This is a genomic window from Kitasatospora sp. NPDC088351 (assembly GCF_040685575.1).
In the GTDB taxonomy this organism is placed as follows: Bacteria; Actinomycetota; Actinomycetes; order Streptomycetales; family Streptomycetaceae; genus Kitasatospora.
Map to the genome: position 1 here is coordinate 19,891 of NZ_JBFBIL010000014.1, position 7,252 is coordinate 27,142.

The window sequence follows — 7,252 nt, forward strand, 5'->3', positions numbered from 1 at the left end:
GAGGGGCACGCCCGCGGCCGGTCCGGCGGGGGCGGGGCTCGGCCGTGTCGGCGCCATGCCCGGCCGGTCCCGCGGTGACGCGGTCCCGAACTGAGCGGCTCGGACGATGGGCAGACCGGACTTCGCGGAAGGCCCAGACATTGTGGAAGGAACGCTGGCGTTGACTGAGCAGTTGCGACTGATGGCGGTGCACGCTCACCCGGACGACGAGTCCAGCAAGGGTGCGGCCACCATGGCCATGTACGTCGACCAGGGGGTGGACGTGCTCGTGGCCACCTGCACCGGGGGTGAGCGCGGGTCGGTCCTCAACCCCAAGCTGCAGGGGCGCCCGGAGATCGAGGAGAACATCCACGAGGTCCGGCGCAAGGAGATGGACGAGGCCCGCGCGATCCTCGGGGTCACCCAGGCCTGGCTCGGCTTCGTCGACTCCGGCCTGCCCGAGGGGGATCCGCTGCCCCCGCTGCCCGAGGGCTGCTTCGCCCTGCAGGACGTGAAGGAGGCGGCCGAGCCGCTGGTCCGGCTGATCCGCGAGTTCAAGCCGCAGGTCATCACGACCTACGACGAGAACGGGGGCTACCCGCACCCCGACCACATCATGACCCACAAGATCACCATGCTGGCCTTCGACGCCGCCGGTGACCCGGACGCCTACCCGGAGGCCGGCGAGCCCTGGCAGCCGCTGAAGCTCTACTACAACCACGGCTTCCCGATGGGCCGGATCCGCGCGCTGCACGCCTACCTCACCGAGCACGGCCACGAGTCGCCGTACGGCGAGTGGATCGAGGGCTGGGAGAAGAGCGGCCGCAAGGAGCGCGAGATCACCACCCGGGTCCACTGCGGCGACTGGTTCGGCACCCGGGACCGCGCGCTGATCGCCCACGCCACCCAGATCGACCCGGACGGGCCCTGGTTCCGTGTCCCGCTGGACGTCCAGCGGGAGGTCTGGCCGACCGAGGACTACGAGCTGGCCCGCACCCTGATCGACGCCGACCTGCCGGAGGACGACCTGTTCGCCGGCCTGCGCACCCCCTCCATGGCGGTCGAGGCCGCCGACACGCGCGACTGACCCACCCCCGGTGGCCCGGCTCGTCGTGAGCCGGGCCACCATGGAGAGATGAGCACCCCCGTGAACCTCACCCACCTCGCCGCCTCGCTCGCCGTCGACGACGCCAAGGTGACCCCCGGCCTGCTGGGCTTCGTCGTCTTCGCCGCCCTCGGCGTGGCCACCTGGTTCCTGGCCAAATCGATGAACCGGCAGTTCAAGCGCGTCAACTTCGTCGAGGAGCCGGAGCCGCCGAAGGAGTGAGACACCGCCCCCGTACCGGCGCCGATGCGCGAGGATGGGGGCATGCCGAACCGCCTCGCCGATGCGACCTCGCCGTATCTGCTGCAGCACGCCGAGAACCCGGTCGACTGGTGGCCGTGGGGAGTGGAGGCGTTCGAGGAGGCACGGCGGCGCGGGGTGCCGGTGCTGCTCTCGGTCGGGTATGCCGCGTGTCACTGGTGCCAGTGAACTCGTCAACCGAGTAGTCCGCAGCTCTCACGTCTATCTGAGACACAAGGGCGCCACAGTCAGGAGGTGGCGGCCAGCTGGGGATTGAGACCAAGCGGACCGTCGGCTGACGGTTGTGGCAGGGCATCCGACACCAGCCGCATCGAGGGGGGCGGAGCTGTCGCTGGCTGCAGGTGAAGTCGACCGTGCCCTTTCTAGGAGGTTCAGGGGTTGGGCCCGGTCGCAGCCCCGGGATCGCTCGTCGGTCCGCTGCCACTTCCTGACCGTCGTGCACAGGGGAACGGCAAACGCTTCTCACGAGGCGCCCACGCCCGCAGTCGTGCACAGCGTCTCTGCCGTCCAGGGGTGAGGGTTGTTGTGTTGAGACCCGCGGACTCGCTGGACAGCTGGAAGTCCGAGACGAACGTCGGGCGTCTCCGCAAATCTATGTAACGGCAGATGCTCCACAGCCGCCACCGGCTTTCTCGTTCTGCGGGCCTCCGGGGCCCGATTCGTCCCTTGTGGTGCGGGAGTTGGCGGGCGAGCGAGCCGCGTGAAGGTGTTCATCCTCGCAGCAGGCCGCGGCCCCCGGCGATGCGTCCAAGATCACCTGATGATTCGCCAACAGAGTCTCTGGCAGGGAAAGTCGGAGCCGGTTCGATGCGGAACGCCTCCCGCACAGTCTTCCCCGGATCGCCGCCGGCCGTCCTCGCGAGAAGGTCGCCGACCGTCTCCCCGCGTGATCACCGGCCGAGGTGGCCGTTCGCCACCCGGCCCTCACTCGCACCGTCAACTGCGCTACCCAGGAGGCGAGTTGTTCACGCTTCGGCGGGTCGCAGCCTCCTCGGCATCGATCGCATCGGGTGGCGACGCCACCGGCACCGCCTCCTCTCGCCAAGGGCGGACCTGCCCGTCCGTACACCAAGAGACATCTCCCCGGGTCGCGCCGGCGGCCCGGGGTAGCCGTTCGGCGCGCACCGAACGGCTACCCCGATCGGGATATCTTCCGATGCTCCGTTGTAGCCAGTCGAACGATCTACCGCTACTTCAATTGCGCAGCGAGGATCGAACCGCCCCATCGGATAACGTCGCTATATTTCGGCGAAATCAAAGGAAGGTCCCATGACCCTGCCCGGGCATTGGTGGAGTGCAAGTGAAAGTTATGTCTCCGAGATCCTCTCGCTGCTCGCAGCCGCGCCGGATCGAGATGTCGTTTACTGGCGTGGCGAAGCCTTCTCCGGTGGTGACCTGGTCCGGTCCGTGACTGACACGTTCCTTGCTCTGCGCAATTGCGGGGTGGGTGAGGGGGATGTGGTGGCGATTCTGGTCGCACCCAACAGCCCCGAAATGCTCACCGTGCGGTACGCGACACATCTGCTCGGCGGCGCCGTGTGCTTCTTGCGGACCACCAATCCCGGCACCAAGGCAACGGTCCTTCCGCTGGATCACCAGATCCAGATCCTGCGCGACACCGGAGCAGTGACCGTCTATGCCGATGCCGAAAGCTCGGAGCGCGCGACAGAGCTGGCTGATGGCAGCGGGATCCGGGTGACGCGGCTTCAGTTCGGGGAGCGCGGTGAGGCCGGCCAGGTCGGTGCTGCCGGTGCCCCGGACGCCGTGTCATGGGATTCGGATGCGCTGGCCGTCATCAACTTCACGAGTGGCAGCACGGGACAGCCCAAGGGCATCCGGCTGCCGGGCCGCGCGTGGGAGGCCCTCATGCGTGAATGGATGGGGGAGGGTCGTAAAGCCGGCTGCGAGTCGATACTGCTGACGACCCCTCTGAGCCATGCCGTTGCCCCGCTCGCGGACGCGGCCCTCGCCCTGGGCGGAGCGGTCCATCTCCACGAGAGCTTCGACGTCGAGGAATTCGTGCGCACCGTCTCCGTGGAGAAGGAGATCTCGTGGACGTTCCTGGCGACAACGCACGTGTTCCAGCTCATCGACCACCTGCTTGAGCGGGGGATCCGCGACAGGGACGCCGTGGAAGCCGCGGGCCTGTCCTCGCTGAAGCTGATCGCCTACGGCGGCAGCCCCGCGGCACCCGCGAGGATCGCACAGGCCTTTCGGCTTTTCGGCCCTGTTCTGGCACAGGGGTATGCCACGAGTGAGAGCGGTCGAATCACGACCCTGTCACCTCAGGAGCACGGCGACCCGGAGCTCGCGGCCACCGTCGGGCGACCCTTCCCCGAGGCGGAGGTCGTCGTCTGCAACTCGGATTCGGGTGAGCCGCTGGCGGCGGGGGAGATCGGTGAGGTTCGCGCCCGCTCGCCCCAGATGATGGACGGCTACAACGGCGACCCGGAACTGACCGCACGAGTTCTTCGTGACGGCTGGTATTTCACCGGAGATATCGGCTGTTTCGACGAGCGAGGATATCTGACCCTTTTGGGCCGGGTGGCCGACGTCATCAAGGTCGGTGGCGTCAAGGTTCATCCGATAGTTCTTGAGGCGGAAATCCTTTCCCATCCGGGTGTCCGGCACGCCGCCGTCTACGGCGTGCGGGACGAGGATGGCAGCGAGCACATCCACGCCGCAATCGAATGCGATCCGGCCGAGGTGGTCGAAGTGGAAAACATCCGCACGGGAATTGCCGAGACGCTGTCTCCGATCCACGTGCCAGAGAAGGTGCATGTCGTGCGGGCCATGCCGATGAACAGCAACGGCAAGCCCGACAAGGGGCTCCTGCGGTCGAAGTTCGTCTAGCGCGGACTCTTCGGTTCGTGTGTCAATCCAACTGCTACGTCGAGAAGGCGAGTCGATGAACGTTCACCTGGAATCGTACCGGAGTGGGGAAACCGCTGACGATCTCGCTGGGAGCAAGCGCGAGTTCCTGGAGATCGGTCGTCGTTCCGGTAGCTACCCCGCGGCCACCGCGCGGCGCGACGGGGTGGATTCGGAAGTAAGTGTCTGGTGTAGCAACGACTATCTGGGAATGGGCCAGAACCGCCAGGTCATCAAGGCCATGCAGTCCGCGATCGATGTCCATGGCGCCGGCTCCGGAGGTTCCCGGAACATCGGTGGAACCAACCACTACCACGTCCTCCTGGAAAACGAGCTGGCGGACCTGCACGGCAAGGAAGCCGCGCTCCTCTTCACGTCGGGCTACACGGCCAACGAAGGCGCTCTTACCGTGCTGGCGGGGATGCCGAACGACACCGTCGTGTTTTCTGATGCGAAGAACCACGCCTCGATCATCGACGGTCTCCGGCACAGCGGCGCGAAGAAGCACGTCTTCAGGCACAACGACACCGCCCACCTGGAAGAGTTGATCGCGGCCGCTCCCGCCGACTGCCCGAAGCTCATCGTGGTGGAATCGGTCTATTCCATGTCGGGTAACGTCGCGCCGCTCGCCGAGATTGCCGACATCGCGGACAGGTACGGTGCCACGACCTTCATCGACGAGGTCCACGCGGTCGGCATGTACGGCCCGCAGGGCGCCGGTGTCGCCGCGCGGGAAGGCATCGCGGACCGGTTCACGGTGGTGATGGGCACCCTGGCGAAGGGGTTCGGAACGGTCGGCGGCTACATCGCGGGACCGGCGGCCCTCGTGGACGCGGTGCGGACCTATGCGCGCTCGTTCGTCTTCACCACCTCGCTGCCGCCGGCGGTCGCGGCCGGTTCGCTGGCGTCGGTCCAGTACCTGCGGTCCTCCGATGCCGAGCGGAAGACCCTCTCGGAGAACGCGCGGCATCTGCACAGCCTGCTGATCGCGGCTGACATCCCGTTCATCTCGACGGACTCCCACATAGTGTCGGCCTTCGTCGGTGATGACGAGATGTGCAAGCGGGCGTCCCAGTTGCTGTTCGAGCAGCACGGGATCTACGTCCAGTCCATCAACGCCCCCAGTGTGCCCGCGGGCGAGGAGATCCTGCGGATCGCTCCGTCCGCCGTGCACGATCAGAACGATGTCGAGAACTTCGCCCGCGCTCTCCAGGGAATCTGGAAGGAATTGAACATCCCGACCGCGAGTGCCCGGGACTGGTCCACGTCCGGGCTCCGCGGTGGCGGTGCCCGCACCGCCGCGGAAGACGAACTGCTGTCGCAGTGACCATGTCAGTTGCCGACGTGCTGGCCGACACGGCGGCGCAGCGGCCCGACCACTCCGCCGTGATCCACGAGTCCGGGCACTTCACCTACGGGTGGCTGTGGGACCAGGCACGTCGCTTCGCCTCCGTGCTGCGGGCCAACGGGGTACGGCCCGGAGACCGGGTCGCCATGCTCCTGGCCGACACCCCGCGGTTTCCCGCTGTGTACTTCGGCGTGCTGGCGGCCGGCGCCGTGGTGATCCCGTTGAGTGCCATGTCGACGACGTCGGAGATCGATCACGTACTGACCGATGCCGATGCCCGTTTCCTGGTGTGCACCGCCTCGTTGCTCGCCCAGGCGAGAGAGGCGGTGGAACCGCACGGCACGGTGCTCCTCATCGTCGGCCCGGGCCCCGCGGGCACCGTCGACCTGGAGGACGCGGCACAGGACGCGGCGCCGATCGGCGATGAGGCAGCGCGGGAACCCGACGACGTCGCGGTCGTGTTCTACACGTCCGGCACGACGGGGGAACCGAAGGGGGTGATGCTCACCCACCGGAACATTCTGTACAACGTCGACAGGATGGTCACCACCCCGTACGCGTTCCGGAGCGACGACGTGCTGCTCGGGTGTCTGCCGTTGGCGCACGGCTTCGGTCAGATCTGCGTCATGCTGGCCGGCTTCCGCGCCGGCATATCCATTGTCATGATGCCGAGGTTCTCCGGACGGGAGGCCCTCGCGCTGATGACGGAACACCGGTGCACGGTGTTCATGGGCGTGCCGACAATGTATGTGAAGTTGCTCGATGCGGTGGCCCGGGGAGAGCAGGTTCCCCGGCTCGACCGCTTGTACAGCGGGGGAGCGGCGCTGCCGGTCAAGACCCTCGAAGACGTCCAAAGCGCGTTCGGATGTCCTGTGTACGAGGGCTACGGGTCGACCGAGACCTCCTGCGGCATCGCCTACCAGTACCCCGGCCTGCCTTTCCGGTCCGGAACAGCCGGTGTTCCGATCAATGACATCACCGTCGGTATAGCTCGGTCGAATGCCGGCGGGATCGATCTCCTGCCCGTCGGTGAGGTGGGCGAGATCGTGGTGCGCGGTCCGAACGTCATGGCCGGATATCTCGGCCGCCCGGACATCACCGCCGAGGTGCTGGTCGACGGCTGGTTCCGCACCGGCGATCTCGGCAGGCTGGACGGCGACGGTTACCTCTCGATCGTGGGCCGTAAGAAGGACTTGATCCTGCGTGGTGGCTACAACGTGTATCCGCGCGAAATCGAGGAGATCCTCGTCGGGCATCCGGCCGTGGCGCAGGTGGCGGTGATCGGTGTGCCGCACCCGGTGCTCGGCGAGGAGGTCTGGGCGATTGTTGTGCCTGCCCGGCCGGAGGACGTCGCCGCGGGATCGGATGAAGAGATCATCGAATGGGTAAAACAGCGTCTCGCCGCATACAAGTACCCCCGTCGAGTCGAGTTCACGGACGCTCTCCCGATGGGGCCCAGCGGAAAAGTCCTCAAGCGGATTCTCGTCGAGAAATACGGGTCGACCGCTGGCTCGTAGCCGCTGACGAAAGGCCTTTGAGGTGCTGTCCGGAATCCGGCGGGGCCCTCACTCTCGGAGCTGAATTCGGACTGTCCAGTCCCTCATGTGGCCGGCCGTTACAGAATCACATCGGTGTAGCACCCGCGGCACAGCTGCGGGTGCTACACCGCCGCTCAAGCATCGTACGCA

The 7,252-nt window shown here is 66.9% G+C and carries 5 protein-coding genes and 1 pseudogene; all 6 read left to right on the forward strand.

Annotated features, from left to right (window positions below):
- Positions 1 to 160 precede the first annotated feature (160 nt).
- The 6 genes and pseudogenes from mca to AB0P06_RS13540 all read left to right on the forward strand — a co-directional run bounded on the left by mca (position 161) and on the right by AB0P06_RS13540 (position 7,081).
- Positions 161 to 1,066 (forward strand): mycothiol conjugate amidase Mca, encoded by a 906-nt coding sequence (gene mca / locus AB0P06_RS13515; protein ID WP_363607409.1) that lies wholly within the window; start codon positions 161 to 163, stop codon positions 1,064 to 1,066.
- A gap of 48 nt (positions 1,067 to 1,114) precedes the next feature.
- Positions 1,115 to 1,306 carry a hypothetical protein gene (locus tag AB0P06_RS13520; protein WP_363607410.1) on the forward strand — a complete coding sequence of 64 codons (192 nt, stop codon included), beginning with the start codon at positions 1,115 to 1,117 and terminating at the stop codon, positions 1,304 to 1,306.
- Between the two features lie 42 nt (positions 1,307 to 1,348).
- Positions 1,349 to 1,507 (forward strand): annotated as a pseudogene (locus tag AB0P06_RS13525) (DUF255 domain-containing protein); the annotation flags it as partial.
- 1,107 nt (positions 1,508 to 2,614) lie between these two features.
- Entirely contained in the window at positions 2,615 to 4,198 is a 1,584-nt protein-coding gene (locus AB0P06_RS13530; RefSeq protein WP_363607411.1) for a long-chain fatty acid--CoA ligase, read from the forward strand.
- Between the two features lie 55 nt (positions 4,199 to 4,253).
- The gene (gene hemA, locus AB0P06_RS13535; protein ID WP_363607412.1) at positions 4,254 to 5,543 is read left to right on the forward strand and encodes a 5-aminolevulinate synthase; all 1,290 of its coding nucleotides are present in this window, start codon (positions 4,254 to 4,256) and stop codon (positions 5,541 to 5,543) included.
- 2 nt (positions 5,544 to 5,545) lie between these two features.
- A complete protein-coding gene (locus AB0P06_RS13540) occupies positions 5,546 to 7,081 on the forward strand; it encodes a long-chain fatty acid--CoA ligase (protein ID WP_363607413.1) in 1,536 nt (511 codons plus the stop codon).
- The last annotated feature ends 171 nt before the right edge of the window (positions 7,082 to 7,252 follow it).